The sequence below is a fragment of the Pseudomonas sp. BJa5 genome, assembly GCF_030272875.2.
Taxonomy (GTDB): Bacteria; Pseudomonadota; Gammaproteobacteria; order Pseudomonadales; family Pseudomonadaceae; genus Aquipseudomonas.
Genome location: NZ_JALRNG020000012.1, coordinates 103,927 through 129,717, shown reverse-complemented (window position 1 = coordinate 129,717; position 25,791 = coordinate 103,927). Strand labels below are relative to the sequence as shown.

At 63.1% G+C, this 25,791-nt stretch carries 22 protein-coding genes; 21 read left to right on the top strand and 1 reads right to left on the bottom strand.

The genetic code is table 11. The features are described 5' to 3' along the window. Positions 1-2: 2 nt before the first annotated feature. The 19 genes from uppS to ispD all read left to right on the top strand — a co-directional run bounded on the left by uppS (position 3) and on the right by ispD (position 22,681). Positions 3-758 (top strand): polyprenyl diphosphate synthase, encoded by a 756-nt coding sequence (gene uppS, locus M2D63_RS09685; protein WP_285862654.1) that lies wholly within the window; start codon positions 3-5, stop codon positions 756-758. Beyond that, complete coding sequence (locus tag M2D63_RS09680; protein ID WP_285862653.1) at positions 758-1,573, top strand: phosphatidate cytidylyltransferase; 816 nt, start codon at positions 758-760, stop codon at positions 1,571-1,573. Before uppS ends, M2D63_RS09680 begins: the two co-directional genes overlap by 1 nt. Beyond that, positions 1,570-2,760 (top strand): 1-deoxy-D-xylulose-5-phosphate reductoisomerase, encoded by a 1,191-nt coding sequence (ispC, locus tag M2D63_RS09675; RefSeq protein WP_285862652.1) that lies wholly within the window; start codon positions 1,570-1,572, stop codon positions 2,758-2,760. The genes M2D63_RS09680 and ispC overlap by 4 nt, the downstream gene beginning before the upstream one ends. Before the next feature lie 42 nt (positions 2,761-2,802). Then, entirely contained in the window at positions 2,803-4,155 is a 1,353-nt protein-coding gene (rseP, locus tag M2D63_RS09670) for an RIP metalloprotease RseP (RefSeq protein WP_285862651.1), read from the top strand. Positions 4,156-4,229: 74 nt separating this feature from the next. After that, positions 4,230-6,578 (top strand): outer membrane protein assembly factor BamA, encoded by a 2,349-nt coding sequence (gene bamA, locus M2D63_RS09665; protein ID WP_285862650.1) that lies wholly within the window; start codon positions 4,230-4,232, stop codon positions 6,576-6,578. 44 nt (positions 6,579-6,622) lie between these two features. Further along, positions 6,623-7,126 carry an OmpH family outer membrane protein gene (locus tag M2D63_RS09660; protein WP_285862649.1) on the top strand — a complete coding sequence of 168 codons (504 nt, stop codon included), beginning with the start codon at positions 6,623-6,625 and terminating at the stop codon, positions 7,124-7,126. Between the two features lie 2 nt (positions 7,127-7,128). Beyond that, the gene (lpxD, locus tag M2D63_RS09655; RefSeq protein ID WP_405309597.1) at positions 7,129-8,184 is read left to right on the top strand and encodes a UDP-3-O-(3-hydroxymyristoyl)glucosamine N-acyltransferase; all 1,056 of its coding nucleotides are present in this window, start codon (positions 7,129-7,131) and stop codon (positions 8,182-8,184) included. A 111-nt stretch (positions 8,185-8,295) separates the two neighbouring features. Continuing rightward, complete coding sequence (gene fabZ, locus M2D63_RS09650) at positions 8,296-8,736, top strand: 3-hydroxyacyl-ACP dehydratase FabZ (protein WP_038613986.1); 441 nt, start codon at positions 8,296-8,298, stop codon at positions 8,734-8,736. Beyond that, entirely contained in the window at positions 8,733-9,509 is a 777-nt protein-coding gene (gene lpxA / locus M2D63_RS09645; RefSeq protein WP_285862645.1) for an acyl-ACP--UDP-N-acetylglucosamine O-acyltransferase, read from the top strand. Before fabZ ends, lpxA begins: the two co-directional genes overlap by 4 nt. Before the next feature lie 2 nt (positions 9,510-9,511). Next, positions 9,512-10,639, top strand: coding sequence for a lipid-A-disaccharide synthase (gene lpxB, locus M2D63_RS09640; protein ID WP_285862644.1), 1,128 nt, complete (start codon positions 9,512-9,514; stop codon positions 10,637-10,639). After that, a complete protein-coding gene (rnhB, locus tag M2D63_RS09635; protein ID WP_285862643.1) occupies positions 10,640-11,269 on the top strand; it encodes a ribonuclease HII in 630 nt (209 codons plus the stop codon). A 108-nt stretch (positions 11,270-11,377) separates the two neighbouring features. Next, entirely contained in the window at positions 11,378-14,899 is a 3,522-nt protein-coding gene (gene dnaE, locus M2D63_RS09630; RefSeq protein WP_285862642.1) for a DNA polymerase III subunit alpha, read from the top strand. A 98-nt stretch (positions 14,900-14,997) separates the two neighbouring features. Further along, the gene (locus M2D63_RS09625) at positions 14,998-15,945 is read left to right on the top strand and encodes an acetyl-CoA carboxylase carboxyltransferase subunit alpha (RefSeq protein ID WP_285862641.1); all 948 of its coding nucleotides are present in this window, start codon (positions 14,998-15,000) and stop codon (positions 15,943-15,945) included. Between the two features lie 101 nt (positions 15,946-16,046). Next, positions 16,047-17,342, top strand: a complete 1,296-nt coding sequence (gene tilS, locus M2D63_RS09620) for a tRNA lysidine(34) synthetase TilS (RefSeq protein ID WP_285862640.1) — start codon at positions 16,047-16,049, stop codon at positions 17,340-17,342. A 271-nt stretch (positions 17,343-17,613) separates the two neighbouring features. After that, a complete protein-coding gene (locus tag M2D63_RS09615) occupies positions 17,614-19,242 on the top strand; it encodes a CTP synthase (RefSeq protein WP_285862639.1) in 1,629 nt (542 codons plus the stop codon). Between the two features lie 3 nt (positions 19,243-19,245). Next, positions 19,246-20,091: a 3-deoxy-8-phosphooctulonate synthase gene (gene kdsA / locus M2D63_RS09610; protein WP_285862638.1), complete on the top strand. Its 846-nt coding sequence runs from the start codon at positions 19,246-19,248 to the stop codon at positions 20,089-20,091. A 154-nt stretch (positions 20,092-20,245) separates the two neighbouring features. Further along, positions 20,246-21,535, top strand: coding sequence for a phosphopyruvate hydratase (eno, locus tag M2D63_RS09605; protein WP_285862637.1), 1,290 nt, complete (start codon positions 20,246-20,248; stop codon positions 21,533-21,535). Between the two features lie 163 nt (positions 21,536-21,698). Next, positions 21,699-21,977, top strand: a complete 279-nt coding sequence (gene ftsB / locus M2D63_RS09600; protein ID WP_038613966.1) for a cell division protein FtsB — start codon at positions 21,699-21,701, stop codon at positions 21,975-21,977. Then, a complete protein-coding gene (gene ispD / locus M2D63_RS09595; protein ID WP_285862636.1) occupies positions 21,974-22,681 on the top strand; it encodes a 2-C-methyl-D-erythritol 4-phosphate cytidylyltransferase in 708 nt (235 codons plus the stop codon). Before ftsB ends, ispD begins: the two co-directional genes overlap by 4 nt. Positions 22,682-22,744: 63 nt before the next feature. Here ispD and M2D63_RS09590 read toward each other — a convergent pair whose 3' ends face one another. After that, positions 22,745-23,641, bottom strand: coding sequence for a LysR substrate-binding domain-containing protein (locus tag M2D63_RS09590; protein WP_285862635.1), 897 nt, complete (start codon positions 23,639-23,641; stop codon positions 22,745-22,747). A gap of 106 nt (positions 23,642-23,747) precedes the next feature. Here M2D63_RS09590 and M2D63_RS09585 point away from each other — a divergent pair, with 106 nt between their 5' ends. Continuing rightward, positions 23,748-24,860: an S-(hydroxymethyl)glutathione dehydrogenase/class III alcohol dehydrogenase gene (locus M2D63_RS09585; protein ID WP_285862634.1), complete on the top strand. Its 1,113-nt coding sequence runs from the start codon at positions 23,748-23,750 to the stop codon at positions 24,858-24,860. Positions 24,861-24,868: 8 nt separating this feature from the next. Then, the gene (fghA, locus tag M2D63_RS09580) at positions 24,869-25,717 is read left to right on the top strand and encodes an S-formylglutathione hydrolase (RefSeq protein WP_285862633.1); all 849 of its coding nucleotides are present in this window, start codon (positions 24,869-24,871) and stop codon (positions 25,715-25,717) included. The last annotated feature ends 74 nt before the right edge of the window (positions 25,718-25,791 follow it).

The window sequence follows — 25,791 nt, the reverse complement described above, 5'->3', positions numbered from 1 at the left end:
CAATGGAAAAGACCAAGCAGGGTGTGTCCCCGTCGGTGCCGCGCCATGTCGCGATCATCATGGACGGGAATAATCGCTGGGCGAAGAAGCGCCTGTTGCCCGGTGTTGCCGGGCACAAGGCCGGCGTGGATGCGGTGCGCGCAGTCATTGAGGTGTGCGCCGAGGCCAAGGTCGAAGTCTTGACCCTGTTCGCCTTCTCCAGCGAAAACTGGCAACGACCGGCCGACGAGGTCGGTGCGTTGATGGAGCTGTTCTTCTCGGCCTTGCGCCGGGAAGCCAAGCGCCTCAACGACAACAACATCAGCCTGCGGATCATCGGCGATCGCTCGCGCTTCCATCCCGAGCTGCAGGCCGCCATGCGCGAGGCCGAAGCGCTGACCGCAGGCAGTAACCGCTTCATCCTGCAGATCGCCGCCAACTACGGCGGTCAGTGGGATATCGCCCAGGCCGCCCAGCGCCTGGCGCGCGAGGTTCAGGCCGGTCACCTGCGTCCGGACGACATCACCCCCGAGCTGCTGCAGACTTGCCTGGCCACAGGCGATCTGCCGCTGCCCGACCTGTGCATCCGTACCGGTGGCGAGCACCGCATCAGCAACTTCCTGTTGTGGCAGCTGGCCTACGCCGAACTGTACTTCTCCGACCTGTTCTGGCCGGACTTCAAACACGAGGCCATGCGCAATGCGCTGGCCGATTACGCTTCGCGCCAGCGCCGCTTCGGGAAAACCAGCGAGCAGGTCGAAGCTGGAGCCCGTGCTTAATGCTCAAACAACGCATCATCACTGCGCTGATCCTGTTGCCGATTGCCCTGGGCGGCTTTTTCCTCCTCGATGGCGGTGATTTCGCCCTGTTCATCGGCCTGGTGGTCACCCTGGGCGCCTGGGAATGGGCGCGCCTGGCGGGCCTGGTCGCGCAGCCTGTGCGCATTGCCTATGCCGCCGTGGTGGCCGGGTTGCTGATGCTGCTTTACCTGATGCCGGACCTGGCGCCCTGGGTGCTGGGGGCTTCGGTGTTGTGGTGGGGCCTGGCGACCTGGTTGGTGCTGACCTATCCGCGCAGCAGCGAGTTGTGGTCCAGCGTGGCCTGCCGCCTGCTGATCGGCCTGTTGATCCTGCTGCCGGCCTGGCAGGGCCTGGTGCTGCTCAAGCACTGGCCGCTGGGCAACTGGCTGATCATGGCGGTCATGGTGCTGGTCTGGGGTGCCGATATCGGCGCCTACTTTTCCGGCCGGGCCTTCGGCAAGCGCAAGCTGGCGCCCCAGGTCAGCCCGGGCAAGAGCTGGGAAGGCGTCTACGGAGGCCTGGCGCTGAGCCTGGCGATCACCGCGGCCGTCGGCCTGAACCGCGACTGGGGCATCGGCCAGATGCTGCTGGGGCTGCTGGGTGCCGCCGTGGTGGTGTCGGTGTCGGTGGTCGGTGACCTGACCGAAAGCATGTTCAAGCGGCGCTCCGGGATCAAGGACAGCAGCAACCTGCTGCCGGGTCACGGCGGCGTGCTGGATCGCATCGACAGCCTGACCGCTGCCATTCCGCTGTTTGCCGTGCTGCTGTGGGCAGCCAACTGGGGCGTGATGTGAGCAGCGTGCAACGTATTACCGTACTGGGTGCCACCGGCTCCATCGGCTTGAGCACCCTGGATGTGATTGCCAGGCATCCGCAGCGTTACCAGGTGTTCGCCCTGAGTGGCTATTCGCGGATCGAGGAACTGCTCGCCCTGTGCCTGCGGCATGCCCCGGTATTTGCCGTGGTGCCCTCGGCAGCGGCTGCGCAGCAGTTGCGTGCCGGGCTGGCGGCGGCCGGTTCGGCCACCGAGGTGCTCGAAGGCGAGGAAGGCCTGTGCCAGGTAGCGGCTGCCACCGAGGTCGATGCCGTGATGGCGGCGATCGTCGGTGCGGCCGGCTTGCGCCCGACCCTGGCGGCGGTGGAGGCGGGCAAGAAGGTATTGCTGGCCAACAAGGAGGCGCTGGTGATGTCCGGCGCGCTGTTCATGCAGGCGGTGCAGCGCAGCGGTGCGGTGCTGCTGCCGATCGACAGCGAGCACAATGCGATCTTCCAGTGCCTGCCCACTGACTACGCCCGCGGCCTGTCCCAGGTGGGCGTGCGACGAATCCTGCTCACCGCCTCTGGCGGGCCGTTTCGCGAAACACCGCTGGCCGAACTGGCCGAGGTCAGCCCGGAGCAGGCCTGTGCCCACCCCAACTGGTCCATGGGGCGCAAGATTTCGGTGGATTCGGCGAGCATGATGAACAAGGGCCTGGAGCTGATCGAGGCGTGCTGGCTGTTCGATGCGCGTCCGAGCCAGGTCGAAGTGGTGGTCCATCCCCAGAGCGTGATCCATTCGCTGGTCGACTACGTCGATGGTTCGGTACTGGCCCAGTTGGGCAACCCGGACATGCGCACGCCGATCGCCAACGCCCTGGCCTGGCCAGAGCGGATCGACTCCGGTGTCGCGCCGCTGGACCTGTTCGCGGTGGCACGCCTGGACTTCCAGGCCCCCGATGAGCAGCGCTTCCCGTGCCTGCGCCTGGCGCGCCAGGCAGCCGAGGCCGGCAACAGTGCGCCGGCGATGCTCAATGCCGCCAACGAAGTGGCCGTCCAGGCATTTCTTGAGCGGCGCATCCGCTTCCCCGAGATCGCGAGTATGATCGAACGAGTACTCGACCAGGAGCCGGTCGTTGCGGTGCCGACCCTGGACGCCGTGTTTGCCGCCGATCAGCGCGCCCGCCAGCTGGCTGGGCAGTGGTTGACTCATCAAGGGCGCTGAGGCTGGGCGCCTGGCTGGGCTGAACGTCATTCGGAGAAAGATATGAGTGCGCTCTACATGATTATCGGCACCCTGGTGGCATTGGGTGTGTTGGTCACCTTTCACGAATTCGGCCACTTCTGGGTGGCCCGGCGTTGCGGCGTCAAGGTCCTGCGTTTTTCCGTCGGCTTCGGCATGCCGCTGCTGCGCTGGCACGACCGCCACGGCACCGAGTTCGTGGTGGCGGCCATTCCGCTGGGTGGCTACGTCAAGATGCTCGATGAGCGCGAAGGCGAAGTGCCGCTCGACCAGCTCGATCAATCCTTCAACCGCAAGTCGGTACGCCAGCGCATCGCGATCGTGGCGGCCGGGCCGGTGGCCAACTTTCTCCTGGCGATCCTGTTTTTCTGGGTGCTGGCCATGCTCGGGACCCAGCAGGAACGTCCGGTCATCGGTGCGGTCGAAGCGGGCAGTGTGGCCGAGGCGGCAGGCCTGAAGGCTGGCCAGGAAATTGTTTCGATTGATGGCAAGGCCACCAGCGGCTGGTCTGCGGTCAACCTGCAGTTGATCCGTCGCCTGGGCGAAAGCGGTCAGTTGCATATCAATGTGCGTGAAGAGGGGGCGACAGTCGACAGCGCCCATGTGCTGACCCTCGACAACTGGCTCAAGGGCGCCGAGGAACCGGATCCGATCCGCTCCCTGGGCTTGCGCCTGTGGCGCCCGGCGCTGCCGCCGGTACTGGCCGAGCTGGACCCCAAGGGGCCGGCCAAGGCAGCAGGGTTGAAGAGCGGTGATCGCCTGCTCGCTCTCGATGGCAAGGCGCTCGATGACTGGCAGCAAGTGGTCGATAACGTGCGCAGTCGGGCCGGCAGCAAGATCGTCCTGCGGGTCGAGCGTGATGGCGCCACCCTGGAGGTGCCGGTCACCCTGGCCAGTCGTGGCGAGGGCAAGTCGGTCAGCGGTTACCTGGGGGCTGGCGTCAAGCCGGTGAAGTGGCCGGATGCCATGCTTCGGGAAGTCAGCTATGGCCCCCTTGAGGCCGTTGGCGAGGGGCTTTCGCGGACCTGGAACATGAGTGTCCTGACCCTCGAATCCTTGAAGAAAATGCTGTTCGGCGAGCTCTCGGTAAAAAACTTGAGCGGACCGATAACCATTGCTAAAGTGGCGGGCGCTTCAGCCCAGTCGGGTGTTGGAGATTTCCTGAATTTCCTCGCCTACCTGAGCATTAGCCTGGGGGTTCTTAACTTGCTGCCCATTCCTGTACTGGATGGGGGGCATTTGCTGTTCTACCTGATCGAGTGGGCGCGTGGTCGTCCGCTTTCGGATCGGGTGCAAGGTTGGGGGATCCAGATCGGTATCAGTTTGGTAGTCGGGGTGATGTTGCTCGCCCTGATCAACGATTTGGGTCGACTGTAAAGCTTCGTTCAATTGCGAACCTGCCGCGTGCTGCGGCGGGTCGTTTATTGCCAGTTGGAATAAGAAAGGACTTCATGAAACGTCTGCTGCTAACTGCGGCTCTCGCCGCACTGATGATCGCTGAAGTTCACGCCGAGTCCTTCACCATCTCCGATATCCGTGTCAATGGCCTGCAGCGGGTCTCCGCCGGCAGCGTATTTGGTGCATTGCCATTGAACGTCGGCGACGAGGCCGATGATCGTCGCCTGGTCGACTCCACCCGCGCCCTGTTCAAGACCGGTTTCTTCCAGGATATCCAGCTGGGCCGTGACGGCAACGTCCTGATCATTACCGTAGTCGAACGTCCTTCGGTGTCCAGCATCGAAATCGAAGGCAACAAGGCCATCAGCACCGAAGACCTGATGAAAGGCCTGAAACAGTCCGGCCTGTCCGAAGGCGAGATTTTCCAGCGCGCGACCCTCGAAGGCGTGCGTAACGAACTGCAGCGCCAGTATGTAGCCCAGGGCCGCTACTCGGCTGAGGTCGATACCGAAGTCGTGCCGCAACCGCGCAACCGCGTGGGTCTGAAGATCAAGATCAACGAAGGCACCGTCGCTGCCATCCAGCACATCAACATCGTCGGCAACACCGTCTTCCCCGACGAAGACCTGAGCGCCCTGTTCGAGCTCAAGACCACCAACTGGCTGTCGTTCTTCAAGAACGACGACAAGTACGCCCGCGAAAAACTCTCCGGTGACCTGGAGCGCCTGCGTTCCTACTACCTGGACCGCGGCTACATCAACATGGACATCGCCTCGACCCAGGTGTCGATCACCCCGGACAAGAAGCACGTCTACATCACTGTCAACGTCAACGAAGGCGAGAAGTACACCGTACGTGACGTGAAGCTCTCCGGTGACCTCAAGGTGCCGGAAGACCAGGTCAAGTCGCTGATGCTGGTGCAACCCGGCCAGGTGTTCTCGCGCAAGGTGATGACCACCACCTCCGAGCTGATCACCCGCCGCCTGGGTAACGAAGGCTACACCTTCGCCAACGTCAACGGCGTGCCACAACCGAACGACCAGGACCATACCGTCGACATCACCTTCGTGGTCGATCCGGGCAAGCGTGCCTACGTCAACCGTATCAACTTCCGTGGCAACACCAAGTCCGAAGACGAAGTGCTGCGCCGCGAAATGCGCCAGATGGAAGGCGGCTGGGCCTCGACCTACCTGATCGACCAGTCCAAGACCCGTCTGGAGCGCCTGGGCTTCTTCAAGGAAGTCAACGTCGAGACCCCGCCTGTTCCGGGCACCGACGACCAGGTCGACGTCAACTACAGCGTCGAGGAACAAGCTTCCGGCTCGATCACCGCCAGCGTCGGTTTCGCCCAGAGCGCCGGTCTGATCCTCGGTGGTTCGATCAGCCAGAGCAACTTCCTGGGTACCGGTAACAAGGTGTCCATCGGCCTGACCCGCAGCGAATACCAGAGCCGATACAACTTCGGCTTCGTGGACCCCTACTGGACTGCCGATGGCGTCAGCCTGGGCTACAACGCCTTCTACCGCACCACCGACTACGACGACCTCGATGTCGACGTGGCCAGCTATGCGGTCGACAGCCTGGGTGCCGGTGTCAGCGTCGGCTACCCGATCAGCGAAACCTCGCGCCTGACCTTCGGCCTGACCGTCCAGCAGGACGAGATCAAGACCGGTACCTACACCGTCGACGAGATCTTCGACTTCGTCAACGAAGAGGGCGACAAGTACCTGAACTTCAAGGCCTCCGCCGGCTGGTCCGAATCGACCCTGAACAAGGGCGTGCTGGCCACCCGTGGTCATTCCCAGAGCCTGGTGCTCGAGGCGACCACCCCGGGCAGCGACCTGTCGTTCTTCAAGCTCGACTACCGTGGCCAGCTGTTCCAGCCGATCACCAACGACTACACCCTGCGCCTGCACACCGAGCTGGGCTATGGTGATGGTTTCGGCGGCACTTCCGGCCTGCCGTTCTACGAGAACTACTTCGCGGGTGGTTTCAACTCGGTTCGTGGCTTCAAGGACAGCAGCCTGGGTCCTCGCAGTACCCCGAGTGACGGTCACAACCCGGGTACTCTCCCTGACCCGGACCAGGATCCACTGCCATTCGGTGGTAACGTCCTCGTCCAGGGTGGTATGGAGGTGCTGTTCCCGCTGCCGTTCGTCAAGGACCAACGCTCGCTGCGCACCTCGGTATTCTGGGATGTGGGTAACGTGTTCGACACCAACTGCGGCTCCAAGCCGGATTGCGAGAAGGTCGGCCTGTCGGGCCTGGCCAGCTCCGTTGGCCTGGGTGTCACCTGGATTACCGCGCTGGGCCCGCTGAGCTTCAGCCTGGCCATGCCGGTCAAGAAGCCGGACGAAGCCGATACCCAGGTGTTCCAATTCTCTCTGGGCCAGACCTTCTAAGGTCTGCCCCTTGCTAACGACAACGGATTCTGTAGGAGTGCATCGTGCGTAAGTTGACCCAACTGGCAGTACTGGCTGCGGCCCTGGTCGCAACCCCGGCTTTCGCCGAAATGAAAATCGCTGTCCTGAACTATCAGATGGCCCTGCTCGAATCGGACGCGGCCAAGAAGTACGCGGTTGACGCGGAGAAGAAGTTCGGTCCGCAGCTGACCAAGCTGAAGAACCTGGAGAGCAGCGCCAAGGGCATCGCCGACCGCATTCGCGCCGGTGGCGACAAGATGGCCCAGCCAGAGCGCGAGCGCCTGGAGCTTGAATACAAGCAGAAAGCCCGTGACTTCCAGTTCCAGTCCAAGGAGCTGAACGAGTCCAAGGCCGTTGCCGACCGTGAAATGCTCAAGCAACTGAAGCCGAAGCTGGATGGCGCCGTTGAAGAAGTGATCAAGAAAGGCGGTTACGACCTGGTTCTCGAGCGTGGCGCGGTCATTGATGTCAAGCCTCAGTACGACATCACCCGCCAGGTCATCGAGCGCATGAACCAGTCCCGTTGATCATGACTGCGACCATGAAACTCGGTCAGCTGGCCGAGTTCCTCGGGGCCACCCTCAAGGGGCCCGAGGAGCTGGAAATCACTGGCCTGGCAACCCTTCAGGAAGCTGGCGCGGGGCAGTTGAGCTTTCTTGCCAACCCCCAGTACCGCAAGTACCTCGAAGGCAGCCATGCGGCCGCCGTGCTGCTCAAGGCTGCCGACGCCGAAGGGTTCGCCGGTAACGCACTGATCGTTCCCGATCCGTACCTCGCCTACGCACGCATCTCCCACCTGTTCGATCCAAAGCCCAGGGCTGTAGCGGGAATTCATCCCAGCGCCGTGGTTGCCAGCGATGCCCAGGTGGATGGCGGTGCCAGTGTCGGCGCCTTTGCGGTGATCGAGAGCGGTGCGCAGATCGGCCCGGGCGTGACCATCGGTGCCCACTGCTTCATCGGCGCGCGTTGCGTGATCGGCGAGGGCGGCTGGCTGGCGCCGCGGGTAACGCTGTATCACGATGTGCGTATCGGCAAGCGGGTAGTGATCCAGTCCGGCGCGGTGATTGGCGGTGAAGGCTTCGGTTTTGCCAATGAGAAGGGCGTCTGGCAGAAGATCGCCCAGATCGGTGGCGTGAGCATCGGCGACGATGTCGAAATCGGCGTGAACACTGCAATTGACCGTGGCGCACTGGCCGACACGCGGATCGGCGACGGGGTCAAGCTGGACAACCAGATCCAGATCGCCCATAACGTGCAGGTCGGCGATCACACGGCCATGGCGGCCTGTGTCGGCATTTCCGGCAGTACCAAGATTGGCAAGCATTGCACCATCGCCGGCGGTGTCGGCATGGTAGGGCATATCGATGTCTGCGACGGCGTTTTCGTATCCGGCATGACCATGGTCACCCGCTCGATCACCGAGCCCGGTGCCTATTCTTCCGGTACGGCAATGCAGACGCTGGGTGAATGGCGCAAGAGCGCCGCGCGGATTCGCCAGCTCGACGAGATGGCGAAACGCCTACAACAGTTGGAAAAGCGTGTCGAGGTCGTGACCTCGGGCGGCCAGCCTTCATCAGAAGGCTGATACCATTTCCTGATCGAGAGTGAATAGCCGAAGGCTGGCTCTTTTGATTTGCAAAAGGAGCGCCGGGCAAAAGCGGGCGCTCCCTATCTTTACTACAGGCTTCCCCCCGAAATGATGGACATCAACGAGATTCGCGAATACCTGCCTCACCGTTACCCGTTCCTGTTGGTGGACCGGGTAGTGGACCTGGATGTCGAGGCCCAGCGCATTCGTGCCTACAAGAATGTCAGCATCAACGAACCGTTCTTCAATGGTCACTTCCCCGCGCACCCGATCATGCCGGGCGTGCTGATCATCGAAGCCATGGCCCAGGCGGCCGGTATCCTTGGCTTCAAGATGCTCGACGTGAAACCGGCGGACGGTACCCTGTACTACTTCGTCGGCTCCGACAAGCTGCGCTTCCGTCAGCCAGTGCTGCCGGGCGACCAGTTGATCCTCGAAGCCAAGTTCATCAGCTGCAAGCGCCAGATCTGGAAATTCGAATGCCAGGCATCGGTCGACGGCAAGCCGGTATGCTCGGCCGAGATCATCTGCGCGGAACGTAAACTATGAGTTTGATTGACCCTCGGGCAATCATCGATCCTTCGGCAAAGATCGCCGACGGTGTCGAGGTCGGCCCTTGGTCTATCGTCGGTCCGGACGTCGAGATCGGGGAGGGGACCGTCATCGGTCCGCATGTGATCCTCAAGGGTCCGACCCGTATCGGCAAGCACAACCGGATCTACCAGTTTTCCTCGGTAGGCGAAGACACCCCTGACCTCAAGTACAAGGGTGAGCCCACGCGACTGGTGATCGGCGATCACAATGTCATCCGCGAAGGCGTGACCATCCACCGTGGCACCGTGCAGGATCGCTCGGAAACCACCCTGGGCGATCACAACCTGATCATGGCCTATGCCCATATCGGTCACGACAGTGTCATCGGCAATCATTGCATCCTGGTCAACAACACCGCCCTGGCCGGTCATGTGCACGTCGACGACTGGGCGATCCTCTCCGGATTCACCCTGGTGCATCAGTTCTGCCATATCGGCGCCCACAGCTTCTCCGGCATGGGTACCGCCATCGGCAAGGACGTGCCGGCCTTCGTCACGGTGTTCGGCAACCCTGCCGAAGCGCGCAGCATGAACTTCGAGGGCATGCGTCGTCGCGGCTTCAGCGAAGACGCCATCCATGCCCTGCGTCGCGCCTACAAGGTGGTCTATCGCCAGGGTCTGACGGTCGAACAGGCCATTGCCGACCTGGCAGAACCGGCGTCGCAGTTCCCTGAAGTCGACGTGTTCCTCAAGTCGATCCAGAACTCCACCCGCGGCATCACGCGCTGATCATGGCTGAACTCTGTGTAGCGCTGGTGGCGGGTGAGGCCAGCGGCGATATCCTGGGTGCCGGGTTGATGCGTGCGCTCAAGGCGCGCCATCCCCAGGTACGCTTTATCGGTGTCGGCGGGCCGCTGATGCAGGCTGAAGGCCTGGTCTCGTATTTCCCCATGGAGCGCCTGGCGGTCATGGGCCTGGTCGAGGTACTGGGGCGGCTGCGCGAGCTGCTCAAGCGGCGCAAATTGCTGATCCAGACGCTGATCGACGAACGCCCTGATGTGTTCATCGGCATCGACGCCCCGGATTTCACCCTCAATATCGAGCTGAACCTGCGCAAGGCCGGGATCAAGACCGTGCACTACGTCAGCCCCTCGGTCTGGGCCTGGCGGCAGAAACGTGTGCTGAAGATCCGCGAAGGCTGCGACCTGATGCTGACCTTGTTCCCTTTCGAGGCCAGGTTCTACGAAGAACAGGGCGTACCGGTGCGTTTTGTCGGCCACCCGCTGGCCGACAGCATCCCACTGGAGGCCGATCGCGCCGCTGCCCGCGAGCAACTGGGCCTGGGTGACGGGCCGCTGGTGGCCTTGATGCCGGGCAGCCGGGGTGGCGAAGTCGGGCGCCTGGGTGCCTTGTTCCTCGACACCGCCCAGCAATTGCAGGCGCTGGTGCCGGGAGTTCGGTTCATTTCGCCGTGTGCCAATGCCGAGCGTCGCGCCCAGCTGGAACAGATGCTGGCAGGTCGTGACCTGCCCCTGACCCTGCTCGACGGTCGTTCGCACCAGGCGTTGGCCGCCTGTGATGCGGTGCTGATCGCCTCAGGTACCGCGACCCTGGAAGCGCTGCTGTTCAAGCGCCCGATGGTGGTCGCCTACCGCCTGGCGCCGCTCACCTACTGGATTCTCAAACGACTGGTCAAAAGCCCTTATGTGTCCCTGCCCAACCTCCTGGCCCAGCGCATGCTGGTGCCCGAGTTGCTGCAGGAGGCGGCCACCCCCGACGCCCTGGCCCGGACCCTGGCGCCGCTGGTCGAAGGCGGGGCGCAGCAGACCGAAGGCTTTGACCAGATTCACCGTACCCTGCGCCGCGATGCCTCCAACCAGGCAGCCGAAGCGGTGCTGGCCCTGCTGGAAAGCCGATAGATGCAAATGGGACTGGACTTTACCCTGGTCGACGACCTGGTTGCCGGCGTCGATGAAGTCGGCCGTGGCCCGCTGTGCGGCGCCGTGGTGACCGCGGCGGTGATTCTTGATCCGCAGCGGCCGATCCTTGGCCTGAATGACTCCAAGAAGCTCACCGAAGCGCGTCGTGAGAAGCTGTTCGACGAAATCTGCGAAAAAGCCCTGAGCTTCTGCATCGCCCGTGCCGAAGTCGAAGAGATCGACGAACTGAACATCCTGCATGCCACCATGCTGGCTATGCAGCGCGCCGTAGAAGGCTTGAGCGTTACCCCCAAGCTGGCCCTGATCGACGGCAATCGCTGCCCGAAACTGGCGGTGCCCTGTGAGCCGGTGGTCAAGGGCGACAGCAAGGTGCCGGCGATTGCTGCCGCCTCGATCCTGGCCAAGGTCACCCGTGACCGCGAAATGGCGGCGTTCGAGGCGATCTATCCGGGTTATGGCATCGGCGGCCACAAGGGCTACCCGACGCCCACCCACCTGGAAGCCCTGGCGCGCCTGGGGCCGACGCCAATCCACCGGCGCTCGTTTGCGCCGGTGCGAGCGGCCTACGAGGCCCGCGAAGCACTGGACGGCGGGTTTGCCCTGGCCTGACGGCTGGCGGCGGGTGCCAGCAGTCAGGATCACCCTGCGCTGGCTGATGTTTTGATCGAGGCCCGGTACAATCCGGGCCTTGTTGTTTTGTGCTGCTATAGGACCATCATGTCGGCTTCTTTCGTTCATCTTCGCCTGCACACCGAATACTCGCTGGTCGATGGCCTGGTGCGGATCAAGCCGCTGGGCAAGGCACTGGCGTCGATGAACATGCCCGCGGTGGCGGTCACCGACCAGAGCAACATGTGCTCGCTGGTCAAGTTCTACAAGAACGCCATGGGCGCCGGGATCAAGCCGATCTGCGGCGCCGACCTGTGGCTGAGCAATGGCGATCCGGACGCGCCGCTGTCGCGCATCTGCTTCCTGGCCATGGACGCCAAGGGCTATCGCAACCTCACCGAGTTGATCTCGCGGGGTTGGGTCGATGGCCAGCGCAATGGCCTGGTGATCATCGAGCGCGAGTGGATCGCCCCGGCCAGCGAGGGCCTGATCGCCCTGTCGGCGGCCCGCGAGGGCGATATCGGCATGGCCTTGCTCAACGGCAACGGTGAAGAAGCCGAAGCCCTGCTGCGCGACTGGATGACGATGTTCCCTGATCGCTTCTACGTCGAAGTGCAGCGCACCAATCGCGCCGGCGACGAAGAATACCTGCACGCCGCCGTGGCCCTGGCCGACAAGCTGGGCGCGCCGCTGGTGGCGACCAACGATGTGCGCTTCATCAAGCAATCGGACTTCGATGCCCACGAAACCCGCGTGTGCATCGGCGAAGGCCGGGCCCTGGACGACCCGCGCCGTTCGCGCAACTACAGCGACCAGCAGTACCTGAAAAGCCCGGAAGAAATGGCCGAGCTGTTCAGCGACCTGCCCGACGCCATTGCCAACACCGTCGAGATCGCCAAGCGTTGCAACATCCAGGTACAACTGGGCAAGCACTTCCTGCCCGACTTCCCGACCCCGAACGGCATGGGGATCGACGACTACCTGCGGCATGTCTCCCACGAAGGCCTGGAAGAGCGCCTGGCCGTGCTCTGGCCCAAGGAAACCACGCCCAACTACGAAGAAAAGCGCCAGGTCTACCTCGACCGCCTGAAGTTCGAGCTGGATATCATCATCCAGATGGGCTTCCCCGGTTACTTCCTGATCGTTATGGACTTCATCAAGTGGGCCAAGAACAACGGCGTGCCGGTAGGACCGGGCCGGGGTTCGGGTGCCGGCTCGCTGGTGGCCTATGTGCTGAAGATTACCGACCTCGACCCGCTGGCCTATGACCTGCTGTTCGAACGTTTCCTCAACCCGGAACGGGTATCGATGCCCGACTTCGACGTCGACTTCTGCATGGATGGTCGCGACCGGGTGATCGAGTACGTGGCCGATGCCTACGGGCGCAATGCGGTGAGCCAGATCATCACCTTCGGCACCATGGCCGCCAAGGCGGTGGTGCGTGACGTGGCGCGGGTCCAGGGCAAGTCCTACGGCCTGGCCGACCGCCTGTCGAAGATGATTCCGTTCGAAGTCGGCATGACCCTGGAAAAGGCCTACGAGCAGGAGGAAGTGCTGCGCGACTTCCTCAAGAGCGATGAGGACGGCAAGGAAATCTGGGACATGGCCCTCAAGCTCGAGGGTGTCTGCCGCGGTACCGGCAAGCACGCCGGTGGTGTGGTCATCGCGCCGACCAAGCTCACCGACTTCTCGCCGATCGCCTGTGACGAAGAGGGCGGCGGCCTGGTAACCCAGTTCGACAAGGATGACGTCGAAGCCGCGGGCCTGGTGAAGTTCGACTTCCTCGGCCTGCGGACGCTGACCATCATCAAGTGGGCGATGGAGACCATCAACCGCGAACAGGCCAAGCTGGGCCTGGCGGATGTGAACATCGACTTCATCCCGCTCGATGACAGGAAAACCTACGAGCTGTTGCAGCGGGCCGAAACCACGGCGGTATTCCAGCTTGAATCGCGGGGCATGAAGGAGCTGATCAAGAAGCTCAAGCCCGACTGCCTGGAAGACCTGATCGCACTGGTGGCGCTGTTCCGTCCAGGCCCGCTGCAATCGGGCATGGTGGACGACTTCATCAACCGCAAGCACGGCCGCGCCGAGCTGGCCTACCCGCATCCCGACTACCAGTACGAAGGCCTGCAGCCGGTACTGGCGCCGACCTACGGCATCATCCTGTACCAGGAGCAGGTGATGCAGATCGCCCAGGTCATGGCCGGCTACACCCTCGGTGGTGCGGACATGCTGCGCCGGGCCATGGGTAAGAAAAAGCCCGAGGAAATGGCCAAGCAGCGCGGCGGCTTCATCGAAGGTTGCGCCAGCAACGGCATCGATGCCGACCTTGCGGGTAACATTTTCGACCTGGTGGAAAAATTCGCCGGCTACGGCTTCAACAAATCCCACTCCGCCGCCTATGGCCTGGTGTCGTACCAGACCGCCTGGCTCAAGACCCACTACCCGGCGCCGTTCATGGCGGCGGTACTGTCGGCGGATATGCACAACACCGACAAGGTCGTGACCCTGATCGAGGAAGTGCGCAGCATGAAGCTGCGCCTCGATGCGCCGGATGTGAACACCTCCGACTTCAAGTTCACGGTCAACGACGACGGTCGTATCGTCTATGGCCTGGGCGCGATCAAGGGCGTGGGCGAGGGGCCGGTGGAGGCCATCGTCGAAGCGCGCCAGGCCGGTCCGTTCAAGGACCTGTTCGACTTCTGCGATCGGGTCGACCTCAAGCGCATCAACAAGCGGACCCTCGATGCCCTGGTACGCAGCGGCGCCCTGGATCGCCTGGGGCCGTTCTTCCATGACGAGCTCAAGGCCTACCAGGCCAACATCGACCGCAACCGCGCGGTGTTGCTGACCGCCATGGAAGAAGCGATCAAGGCCGCCGAGCAAACCGCGCGCACCGCCGACAGCGGTCACGCCGACCTGTTCGGCGGGCTGTTCGTCGAAGAAGATGCCGACGTCTATGCCAACCACCGCAATACCCGTGAGCTGACACTCAAGGAGCGCCTGCGCGGTGAGAAGGACACCCTGGGCCTGTACCTGACCGGTCACCCGATCGACGAGTACGAAGGTGAGATCCGTCGTTTCGCCCGCCAGCGCATCATCGACCTGAAGCCTGCGCGCGACACCCAGACCGTGGCCGGGATGATCATTGCCCTGCGGGTGATGAAGAACAAGAAGGGCGACAAGATGGGCTTTGTCACCCTCGATGACCGCTCCGGGCGTATCGAGGCGTCACTGTTCGCCGATGCCTTCATGGCCAACCAGGCGTTGCTGCAGACCGACGCCATGGTGGTGGTCGAGGGCGAGGTCAGCAACGATGACTTCTCCGGCGGCCTGCGCCTGCGGGTCAAGCGGGTGATGAGCATGGAAGATGCCCGCACCAACCTGGCCGAAAGCCTGCGCCTGAAGGTCCATGCCGACGCCCTCAAGGGCGACCGGCTGAACTGGCTGGGCGAACTGTTCAAGCGCCATCGCGGCGCCTGCCCGATTACCATGGAGTACACCGGCAATGATGCCAAGGCCATGCTGCAGTTCGGCGAAAGCTGGAGTATCGACCCGGCTGATGGTCTGATTCAGGCCCTGCGTGACCAGTTCGGGCGTGAGAACGTCTTTTTGCAATATCGATGAATTTTTAATCTCGACCTGAATGCGCCTGATCCCTTAAGGTAGGGCGCCACACGGATCAACCGGCCGGCCGCCTGGCCGTAGACCCAAGACGGATGCCTATGAACCCGAATTTCCTGGATTTCGAACAGCCGATCGCTGACCTGCAAGCCAAGATCGAAGAGCTGCGCCTGGTCGGCAATGACAACGCGCTGAACATCGGCGATGAAATCGCCCGTCTGCAAGACAAGAGCAGCACCCTGACCGAAAGCATCTTCGGCAACCTGACCAGCTGGCAGATCGCCCGCCTGGCCCGTCATCCACGTCGTCCGTACACCCTGGACTACATCGACCACATCTTCACCGAGTTCGACGAACTGCACGGCGACCGCCACTTTGCCGACGACGCCGCGATCGTTGGCGGCATCGCTCGCCTGGACGACAAGCCGGTGATGGTCATCGGTCACCAGAAAGGCCGTGAAGTGCGCGAGAAGGTCCGCCGCAACTTCGGCATGCCGCGTCCTGAAGGCTACCGCAAGGCCTGCCGCCTGATGGAAATGGCCGAGCGTTTCAAGATGCCGATCCTGACCTTCATCGACACCCCGGGCGCCTACCCGGGCATCGACGCCGAAGAGCGCAACCAGAGCGAAGCCATCGCCTGGAACCTGCGCGTCATGGCCCGCCTGAAAACCCCGATCATCGCCACCGTCATCGGTGAGGGTGGCTCCGGTGGTGCACTGGCCATCGGCGTGTGCGACCAGCTGAACATGCTGCAGTACTCCACCTACTCGGTGATCTCGCCGGAAGGCTGCGCCTCGATCCTGTGGAAGACCGCCGAGAAGGCTGCCGATGCCGCCGAGGCCATGGGCATCACCGCCGAGCGCCTGAAAGGCCTGGGCATCGTCGACAAGGTCATCGCCGAGCCACTGGGTGGCGCGCACCGCGATCCGGCAAAAATGTCGGCAAGCATCCGCGGTGACCTGATCGAACAGCTGGACATGCTCAAGAAGTTCGACAACGACGCGCTGCTCAAGCGCCGCTATGACCGCCTGATGAGCTACGGGCTCTGATCTGAGCCCATCGCCGGCGCTGCCGGCTCCCACAGTGAACCCTGTGGGAGCTGGCGAAGCCTGCGATCGAGCGCAAAGCGCTCGCCAAAGGGGCGCCCCTGATGATCGACCTCTACTCACGACTTACCCCCTGGCTCAACGCCCCCGCCTGGTGCGTCGCCCTCTCCGGCGGCCTGGACTCCACGGTCCTGTTGCACCTGCTGGCTCAGTTGTCACACAAGCGCCCGCTACCCCCGATCCGCGCCATTCACATCCACCACGGCTTGCAAGCCGCGGCTGACGCCTGGCCGGCCCATTGCCAGCGGCTGTGCGACGATCTGGGCGTCGAACTGCGCGTCATCCACGTCCAGGTCGCCCCTGGCGCCAGTCTCGAACAGGGCGCCCGTGAGGCCCGTTATGGCGCCTTTGCCAAGGCGTTGCTGGCAGGGGAAGTCTTGCTCACCGGCCAGCACCGCGAAGACCAGGCCGAAACCCTGTTGTTTCGCCTGCTGCGCGGCGCCGGATTGCGCGGCCTGGGCGCGATGCCCGGACAGCGTCCGCTGGGGCAGGGCGTATTGGTTCGTCCTTTGCTCGATGTTGCGCGCCGGGATGTACAAGCCTATGCCGAGGAGCACGGCCTGGCCTGGATCAAAGACCCGTCCAACAGCGACACGCATTACGCCCGCAATTTCCTCCGTCACCAGGTCTTCCCGGCGCTGCTGCAGCGCTGGCCCCAGGCTGCGCAGAGCCTGGCACGCAGCGCCGAGCACCTGGGCGAGGCCCAGGGGCTACTGGATGAAGTGGCCCGCGAGGACCTGGCGCGGGCCACGACGTCGAGCCGATTCGACTGGCTTGGGCTGGCGTCGCTGGACCTGGATGTGCTGCGCGAGCTTTCTCCTGCACGCCAGCGCAATGCCTTGCAGTACTGGCTGGCGCAACGTACCCGCTTGCCTGATACCCGCCACTGGGCCGGCTGGGAGAGCTTGCGAGATGCCGCATCCGACGGACGGCCACTGTGGGGGCTGACCGACGGCGAACTGCATCGCAGCAACGAACGTATCTGGTGGCTGGCTGGCGACTGGCTGAGGGTTCCGGTAGGTCACCAGGTGTGGGCGGACCCGGCCGAATCACTGAAACTGGCCCATAACGGCAGCGTAACCCTCAGCGGCACGTTGCCGCAGGGGCCCTTGCATATCGCCTACCGCCAGGGCGGTGAGCGCCTTTCGATCAGCGGTCGCGGCCAGCGTGACCTCAAGCGCCTGCTCAACGAGCTGCAGGTTCCGCAGTTCGTCCGGACGCGCCTGCCGCTGCTCTATTGCGGCGAGCAGTTACTGGCCGTGGCCAACCTGCCCGGCCTGAGCCAGGGCGACTGGCAATTGCACTGGTGTGTGCCGACGAGCGCGCAAGGTTTGAGATGAAAGGCACATTCGGGTAGACTACGCTCCCTTCTTGATACAGCTTCTGTGGCTTCCCCGAAATCACAGGAGTTGCCGATTACCAAGCAGTTTTTTGCTGGGCGATTCTAAAAATGTTTAGCGAGCTCCTTACCGGGTTTTTTACCCCCGGTCTGTCCAGACGCGGCAGTTTTTTAAGATGCACTGTGATTGACGCAGGTGATCGGGGGCTTCGGCCTTCCTTCGCTTTCCCCGGCGGCGCAGACCGCTTTAACGCAGACTTCTAGGGTTTTTCATGACGCGCTACATATTCGTCACGGGCGGTGTTGTTTCTTCATTGGGGAAAGGCATTGCCTCGGCTTCATTGGCGGCCATCCTGGAGGCGCGGGGGCTCAAGGTCACCATGCTCAAGCTGGACCCGTACATCAACGTCGACCCGGGCACGATGAGCCCGTTCCAGCACGGTGAAGTGTTCGTCACCCACGACGGCGCCGAGACCGACCTGGACCTGGGCCACTACGAGCGGTTCATCCGCACGACCATGACCCAGAACAACAACTTCACCACCGGCCGTATCTACGAGCACGTGCTGCGCAAGGAGCGCCGTGGTGATTACCTGGGCGCGACCATCCAGGTCATCCCGCACATCACCGACGAGATCAAGCGCCGCATCATCAAGGGCGCCGGCGATGCCGACGTGGCCCTGGTGGAAATCGGCGGTACCGTGGGTGACATCGAGTCGCAACCGTTCCTCGAAGCCATCCGCCAGCTGCGCGTCGAAGTGGGCTCCAAGCGCGCCATGCTGATGCACCTGACCCTGGTCCCGTACATCGCCACCGCTGGCGAGACCAAGACCAAGCCGACCCAGCACTCGGTCAAGGAGCTGCGCTCCATCGGCCTGCAGCCTGACGTGCTGATCTGCCGTTCCGACCACCCGGTCGATGCCTCGTCGCGTCGCAAGATCGCGCTGTTCACCAACGTTGAAGAGCGTGCGGTGATTTCGCTGGAAGACGTCGACACCATCTACAAGATTCCTGGCGTGCTGCACGCACAGGGCCTGGACGACTTCGTCGTCGAGCGCTTCGGCCTGCAGTGCAACAGCGCCGACCTGTCCGAGTGGGACAAGGTCGTCGACGCCAAGCTCAACCCCGAGCAGGAAGTGACCATCGCCATGGTCGGCAAGTACATGGAGCTGCTGGATGCGTACAAGTCGCTGATCGAAGCGATGAGCCACGCCGGCATCACCAACCGTACCAAGGTCAACCTGCGCTACATCGATTCCGAAGACATCGAGAACCAGGGCACCGGCCTGCTGGAAGGCGCCGACGCCATCCTGGTACCGGGCGGTTTCGGCCTGCGCGGCGTGGAAGGCAAGATCACCGCGGTGCAATACGCCCGTGAGAACAAGATCCCGTACCTGGGCATCTGCCTGGGCATGCAGGTGGCCGTGATCGAGTTCGCCCGTAACGTGATGGGCTGGAAAGACGCCAACTCCACCGAGTTCGATCGCAACAGCGGCCACCCGGTCGTTGGCCTGATCACCGAGTGGGCTGACGCCACCGGCGCGGTCGAGACCCGTACCGAAGCCTCCGACCTGGGCGGCACCATGCGCCTGGGCGCGCAGGACTGCCAGATCGTCGCCGGCTCCAAGGTTCACGACTGCTACGGCAAGGACGTGATCACCGAGCGTCACCGTCACCGCTACGAAGTGAACAACAACCTGCTGCCGCAGCTGATCGAAGCCGGCCTGGTAGTTTCCGGTCGTTCCGAAGATGGCGCGCTGGTCGAAGTGGTCGAGTCCAAGGATCATCCGTGGTTCGTCGCTTGCCAGTTCCACCCAGAGTTCACCTCGACCCCGCGTGACGGCCATCCGCTGTTCAGCGGCTTCGTCAAGGCGGCATTGGCTCAAAAGAACAAGGCCTGATCTATGACCCAGAAGATCGTCCGCGTCGGTAACATCGAGATCGCCAACGACAAGCCGTTCGTCCTGTTCGGCGGCATGAACGTGCTGGAATCCCGTGACCTGGCCCTGAAGGTCTGCGAAGAGTACGTGCGGGTTACCGAGAAACTCGGTATCCCTTACGTGTTCAAGGCCAGCTTCGACAAGGCCAACCGTTCGTCGACCCATTCCTACCGTGGCCCGGGCCTGGAGGAGGGGATGAAGATCTTCGAAGAGATCAAGCGCACCTTCGGTGTGCCGATCATCACCGATGTCCACGAGCCGGCCCAGGCCGCGGTCGTGGCCAGGGTCTGCGACGTGATCCAGCTGCCGGCGTTCCTTTCGCGCCAGACCGACCTGGTCGTGGCCATGGCCAAGACCGGTGCAGTGATCAACATCAAGAAGGCCCAGTTCCTCGCGCCCCAGGAAATGAAACACATCCTGAACAAGTGCGAGGAAAACGGTAACGACCAGTTGATCCTCTGCGAGCGTGGTTCCAGCTTCGGTTACAACAACCTGGTAGTGGATATGCTCGGCTTCGGCATCATGAAGCAATTCGAATACCCGGTGTTCTTCGACGTGACCCACGCCCTGCAGATGCCGGGTGGTCGCGCCGACTCCGCCGGTGGCCGTCGTGCCCAGGTCACCGACCTGGCCAAGGCGGGCCTCAGCCAGGGCCTGGCCGGGCTTTTCCTCGAAGCCCACCCGGACCCGGACAACGCCAAGTGCGATGGTCCTTGCGCCCTGCGCCTGGACAAGCTGGAGCCATTCCTGGCCCAGCTCAAGCAACTGGACGACCTGGTGAAAAGTTTTCCGACGGTAGAAACCGCGTAAAGCTCATTTCTCGGGTAAAGTACCGCCCGTTCCAACCCCTGACCTGTCGGTCAGGGGCTCCCTTCGCCCGGCCTGCCTTCTGCAAACCCGCCCGGCGAACGGCAAGAATTCCCTAAGTTGCGTTGTTTTCGTCAATTCTGGAGTGCTTACAACAATGGCAAAGATCGTCGACATCAAAGGTCGTGAAGTTCTCGATTCGCGTGGCAACCCCACCGTGGAAGCGGACGTACTGCTCGACAACGGCATCATCGGCAGCGCGTGCGCGCCGTCCGGTGCTTCCACTGGCTCGCGCGAAGCGCTGGAGCTGCGTGATGGCGACAAGAGCCGTTACATGGGCAAGGGCGTGCTGAAGGCCGTTGCCAACATCAACGGCCCGATCCGTGACCTGCTGCTGGGCAAGGACCCACTGGACCAGAAAGCCCTGGACCGCGCCATGATCGAACTGGACGGTACCGAGAACAAGGCCAAGCTGGGCGCCAACGCCATCCTGGCCGTTTCCCTGGCTGCCGCCAAGGCTGCTGCACAGGACCAGGACCTGCCGCTGTACGCGCACATCGCCAACCTCAACGGCACCCCTGGCCAGTACTCGATGCCTGTGCCGATGATGAACATCATCAACGGCGGCGAGCACGCCGACAACAACGTCGATATCCAGGAGTTCATGGTTCAGCCAGTTGGCGCCAAGACCTTCTCCGACGGCCTGCGCATGGGCACCGAGATTTTCCATCACCTCAAAGCTGTACTGAAGGCCCGTGGCCTGAACACTGCCGTCGGTGACGAAGGTGGCTTCGCTCCTAACCTGACCTCCAACGAAGATGCCCTGGCGGCCATCGCCGAAGCCGTGGCCAACGCTGGCTACAAGCTTGGCACCGACGTGACCCTGGCCCTGGACTGCGCGGCTTCCGAGTTCTACGAAGACGGCAAGTACAACCTGTCCGGCGAAGGCAAGTCGTTCGACGCCGAAGGTTTCGCCGAGTACCTCAAAGGCCTGACCGAGCGCTTCCCGATCATCTCGATCGAAGACGGCCTGGACGAGTCCGACTGGGCTGGCTGGAAGATCCTCACCGACAAGATCGGCACCAAGGTACAGCTGGTCGGTGACGACCTGTTCGTGACCAACACCAAGATCCTCAAGGAAGGCATCGAGAAAGGCATCGGCAACTCGATCCTGATCAAGTTCAACCAGATCGGCTCGCTGACCGAAACCCTGGAAGCCATCCAGATGGCCAAGGCTGCCGGTTACACTGCGGTGATCTCGCACCGTTCGGGCGAAACCGAAGACTCGACCATTGCCGACCTGGCCGTGGGTACCGCTGCCGGCCAGATCAAGACCGGTTCGCTGTGCCGTTCCGACCGCGTTTCCAAGTACAACCAACTGCTGCGTATCGAAGAGCAACTGGGCAGCAAGGCTGTGTACCGTGGCCGTGCCGAGTTTCGCGGCTAAGCAAGAGATGGTAAAAAGACAGCAGCCAAGGATTACCGAACAGCCATACTGACAGTTCGGTAGCCTGATGCAGCAGGTCTGTATGCACAAAGCCTGGCTTCGGCCAGGCTTCGTGCCATCAGAGCCCTGCACAAATGGCGGTCTATTTCCACTGGATACCCTGATGCGCAGTCCCTATTGGTTGTTCCTCGTCCTGCTCCTGCTGCTCGGTGGCCTGCAGTATCGCCTGTGGGTGGGCAACGGCAGCCTGGCCCATGTCACCGAACTCAAGCAACAGATTGCCGACCAGCACGCTGAAAACGAGCGCTTGCTGGAGCGTAACCGCGTGCTTGACGCTGAAGTACTGGAGTTGAAGAAAGGTATGGAAACCGTCGAAGAACGGGCTCGCCATGAACTGGGAATGGTCAAGGAGGGCGAAACCCTCTACCAGCTTGCCCAATGAACCAGACCTTGCCGGCCTTCTGGGCCGTGATTCCCGCCGCGGGCGTTGGTGCCCGCATGGCTGCCGACCGTCCCAAGCAGTACCTGCAACTGGGTCGACAGACCATCCTCGAGCATAGCCTCGACTGTTTTCTCGACCATCCCTGCGTCAAAGGGGTGGTGGTCAGCGTTGCCGCTGACGATCCGTACTGGCCGGGCTTGCGCTGTGCCGGTGATCCACGCATCCAGCGTGCCGAAGGCGGCCGCGAACGTGCCGACTCGGTGCTCAATGCCTTGTTGCTGCTGCACGCCCAGGGCGCAGCCGACAGCGACTGGGTGCTGGTGCACGATGCCGCCCGGCCGAACCTGGCGCGCAGCGACCTCGATCGCCTGCTGGCCGAGCTTGCCGACGATCCGGTCGGCGGCCTGCTGGCGGTGCCGGCCCGCGATACCCTCAAGCGTGCCGATGCCAATGGCCGGGTCAGCGCCACCATCGACCGCAGCACGGTGTGGCAAGCCTACACCCCGCAGATGTTCCGCCTGGGTGCCTTGCACAGGGCCCTGGCCGACAGCCTGGTGGCCGATGTGGCGATTACCGACGAGTCCTCGGCGATCGAATGGGCCGGACAGGCGCCACGCCTGATCGAAGGACGCAGCGACAATATCAAGGTCACCCGCCCGGAAGACCTGGAGTGGTTGCGCCAGCGCTGGGCCAAGCGCGGCTGAATGCCTTTTCGCGGGGCAAGCCCGCTCCCACCCTGTAGGGCGGGCTTGCCCCGCGATGCGTTTCTAGGTCCCTCGATACTCGGGCAACCCCGCCAACCCCTCTCGCAAATACTCCACCAGCTTGCGCACCTTCGGCGACAAATGCCGCTGCTGCGGATACAGCGCCCACACCGCCGTGTTGGGTGGCTGGTGGGCATCGAGCAATGACACCAGGGCGCCGGTCTTGAGGTGCTCGAGCACGTAGTAGTCCGGTAACTGGCACAAGCCCATACCCTGCAAGGCGGCATCCAGCACTGCCTGCCCGCTGTTGCAACGCCAGTTGCCCTGCACCCGCAGGGCCTGCTCGCGCCCATCCTGCAACAGCGCCCAGCTGTCCGAGCTGCCAATCAGGCAATTGTGCCGGGCCAGTTCCGACAGGCTATGGGGCCGGCCATAGCGTTCCAGATAGGCCGGCGAAGCACACAGGTACATGCGCCGCGGCGCCAGGCGGGTGGCCACCAGCCGCGAGTCTTGCAGGCGGCCCAGGCGGATCGCCAGGTCCATGCCTTCGTGCACCAGGTCCAGGGTGCGGTTGCTCAGTTCGATGTCCACCCGCAGCTGCGGGTACAGCGCCATGAAGCGGGTCACCAACGGCGCAATGAAACGCTCGCCATAGGCCACCGCACAGGTCATGCGCAGCAGGCCCTTGGGTTCGCTGGTCAGGTCGCTAATGGCGCGCAGGGCCTCCTCGCGACCGTCCTGCAGGCGTTGGCAATGCTGCAGGAAGGCCTGCCCGGCTTCGCTCAGGGTCACCTTGCGCGTGCTGCGATAGAGCAGGCGGGTCTGCAGGCGGTCTTCCAGGCGGGCGATCTGGCGGCTGATGTGCGACGACGACACCCCGAGCCGATCGGCTGCGGCGGTGAACTGGCCCGACTCAGCGACGGCAACGAATTCGTCGATGCCTTCCCAGCGACTGCTCATTGATTATCCCTGTATGGCAATAATGTTTTGTCTTCGCCTGGATTATTCATCAAATGGCGATGAATTACACTTCGGGCTTGAACTGACCCCTTGCTGGAGAAGATTGATGATCAAGTCCCGTGCCGCTGTTGCCTTCGAGGCCAAGAAACCGCTGGAGATCGTCGAAGTCGACGTGGCCATGCCCAAGGCTGGCGAAGTGCTGCTGCGCGTTGTCGCCAGCGGTGTCTGCCATACCGACGCCTACACCCTGTCCGGTGCTGACCCGGAAGGTATCTTCCCGTCGATCCTCGGCCACGAAGGCGGTGCCATCGTCGAGGCGATCGGCGAGGGCGTGACCTCGGTCGCCGTGGGCGATCATGTGATCCCGCTGTACACCCCCGAGTGCGGCCAGTGCAAATTCTGCCGCTCCGGCAAGACCAACCTGTGCCAGGCGATCCGTGCCACCCAGGGCAAGGGCCTGATGCCTGACGGCACCACGCGCTTCTCCTACAAGGGCCAGCAGTTGTTCCACTACATGGGCACCTCGACCTTCTCCGAGTACACCGTGCTGCCGGAAATCTCCGTGGCCAAGATCCAGAAAGAAGCCCCGCTGGAGAAGGTCTGCCTGCTCGGCTGTGGCGTCACCACCGGCATCGGTGCAGTGCTCAATACCGCCAAGGTCAAGCCGGGCGATACCGTGGCCATCTTCGGCCTGGGCGGCATCGGCCTGTCGGCAATCATCGGTGCGGTCAAGGCCAAGGCCTCGCGCATCATTGCCGTGGACATCAACCCGGGCAAGTTCGAGATCGCCCGGCAACTGGGCGCCACCGACTGCGTCAATCCGAAGGACTACGACCGTCCGATCCAGGAAGTCATCGTCGACCTCACCGATGGCGGCGTGGACTTCTCCTTCGAATGCGTGGGCAATGTGCAACTGATGCGCGCCGCCCTGGAATGCTGCCACAAGGGCTGGGGCGAGTCGGTGATCATCGGTGTCGCCGGTGCCGGCCAGGAAATCTCTACCCGTCCGTTCCAGCTGGTGACCGGTCGCGTCTGGCGCGGTTCGGCCTTCGGTGGCGTGCGCGGTCGCAGCGAGTTGCCGAGCTACGTGGAAATGGCCGAGAAGGGCGAGATCCCGCTGGATACCTTCATCACCCACACCATGGGCCTGGAAGACATCAACAAGGCGTTCGACCTGATGCACGAAGGCAAGAGCATTCGCAGCGTCATCCACTTCTGAGGTTTGCCATGAGCCTGGAAAACATCTCCTGTCAGAAAAGCTTCGGTGGCTGGCACAAGCGCTACCGGCATCGCTCCCAGGTGCTCGGTTGCGACATGGTGTTCGCCGTCTACCTGCCACCGCAGGCCGAGCAGGGCGACAAGCTGCCGGTGCTGTACTGGCTCAGCGGCCTGACCTGCACCGACGAGAATTTCATGCAGAAGGCCGGCGCGCACAAGCTCGCCGCCGAGCTTGGGTTGATCATCGTCGCGCCCGACACCAGCCCCCGTGGCCCCCAGGTACCGGGCGACCCCGACGGCGCCTGGGACTTCGGCCTGGGCGCGGGCTTCTACCTCAATGCCAGTGAACAGCCCTGGGCCCAGCACTACCGCATGCATGACTACGTGGTGCAGGAGCTGCCGGCACTGGTCGAGGCGCATTTCCCCGCTTCCGATCGCCGCGGTATCAGTGGTCATTCCATGGGCGGGCACGGTGCGCTGGTCTGCGCATTGCGCAACCCGGGGCGCTACCGTTCGGTGTCGGCGTTCGCGCCGATCAGCAACCCGATGGATTGCCCCTGGGGCCAGAAGGCCTTCTCCCGTTACCTGGGAGAAGACCGGACGCGCTGGCGCGAGTGGGATGCCAGTGTGCTGATCGCCGAGGCAGCGGAGCGTCTGCCGCTGCTGGTGGACCAGGGCGACCGGGATGATTTCCTCGAGACTCAGCTCAAGCCCCAGGCCCTGGTCCAGGCGGCGAAGGCGGCGGGTCATCCGCTGGAACTGCGCCTGCAGCCCGGTTATGACCACAGCTACTACTTCATCGCCAGCTACATCGACGAGCATCTGCGTCATCATGGTGTGGCCCTGGGTTTGTTGTAGGGGTTGTCCTACAAATAAGCCCAAGGCCCGGCAAAGCAGGTAGAATCACGCCCTGACTCAATCAGGGCGTTTTT

Coding starts and splice junctions, on each gene's coding strand:
- M2D63_RS09625 (WP_285862641.1), top strand. CDS start 14,998: ATGAACCCGAATTTCCTGGATTTCGAACAGCCGATCGCTGACCTGCAA.
- lpxD (WP_405309597.1), top strand. CDS start 7,129: ATGACTGCGACCATGAAACTCGGTCAGCTGGCCGAGTTCCTCGGGGCC.
- rseP (WP_285862651.1), top strand. CDS start 2,803: ATGAGTGCGCTCTACATGATTATCGGCACCCTGGTGGCATTGGGTGTG.
- kdsA (WP_285862638.1), top strand. CDS start 19,246: ATGACCCAGAAGATCGTCCGCGTCGGTAACATCGAGATCGCCAACGAC.
- fghA (WP_285862633.1), top strand. CDS start 24,869: ATGAGCCTGGAAAACATCTCCTGTCAGAAAAGCTTCGGTGGCTGGCAC.
- ispD (WP_285862636.1), top strand. CDS start 21,974: ATGAACCAGACCTTGCCGGCCTTCTGGGCCGTGATTCCCGCCGCGGGC.
- lpxA (WP_285862645.1), top strand. CDS start 8,733: ATGAGTTTGATTGACCCTCGGGCAATCATCGATCCTTCGGCAAAGATC.
- M2D63_RS09680 (WP_285862653.1), top strand. CDS start 758: ATGCTCAAACAACGCATCATCACTGCGCTGATCCTGTTGCCGATTGCC.
- fabZ (WP_038613986.1), top strand. CDS start 8,296: ATGATGGACATCAACGAGATTCGCGAATACCTGCCTCACCGTTACCCG.
- tilS (WP_285862640.1), top strand. CDS start 16,047: ATGATCGACCTCTACTCACGACTTACCCCCTGGCTCAACGCCCCCGCC.
- lpxB (WP_285862644.1), top strand. CDS start 9,512: ATGGCTGAACTCTGTGTAGCGCTGGTGGCGGGTGAGGCCAGCGGCGAT.
- rnhB (WP_285862643.1), top strand. CDS start 10,640: ATGCAAATGGGACTGGACTTTACCCTGGTCGACGACCTGGTTGCCGGC.
- dnaE (WP_285862642.1), top strand. CDS start 11,378: ATGTCGGCTTCTTTCGTTCATCTTCGCCTGCACACCGAATACTCGCTG.
- eno (WP_285862637.1), top strand. CDS start 20,246: ATGGCAAAGATCGTCGACATCAAAGGTCGTGAAGTTCTCGATTCGCGT.
- bamA (WP_285862650.1), top strand. CDS start 4,230: ATGAAACGTCTGCTGCTAACTGCGGCTCTCGCCGCACTGATGATCGCT.
- uppS (WP_285862654.1), top strand. CDS start 3: ATGGAAAAGACCAAGCAGGGTGTGTCCCCGTCGGTGCCGCGCCATGTC.
- ftsB (WP_038613966.1), top strand. CDS start 21,699: ATGCGCAGTCCCTATTGGTTGTTCCTCGTCCTGCTCCTGCTGCTCGGT.
- M2D63_RS09590 (WP_285862635.1), bottom strand. CDS start 23,641: ATGAGCAGTCGCTGGGAAGGCATCGACGAATTCGTTGCCGTCGCTGAG.
- M2D63_RS09585 (WP_285862634.1), top strand. CDS start 23,748: ATGATCAAGTCCCGTGCCGCTGTTGCCTTCGAGGCCAAGAAACCGCTG.
- M2D63_RS09615 (WP_285862639.1), top strand. CDS start 17,614: ATGACGCGCTACATATTCGTCACGGGCGGTGTTGTTTCTTCATTGGGG.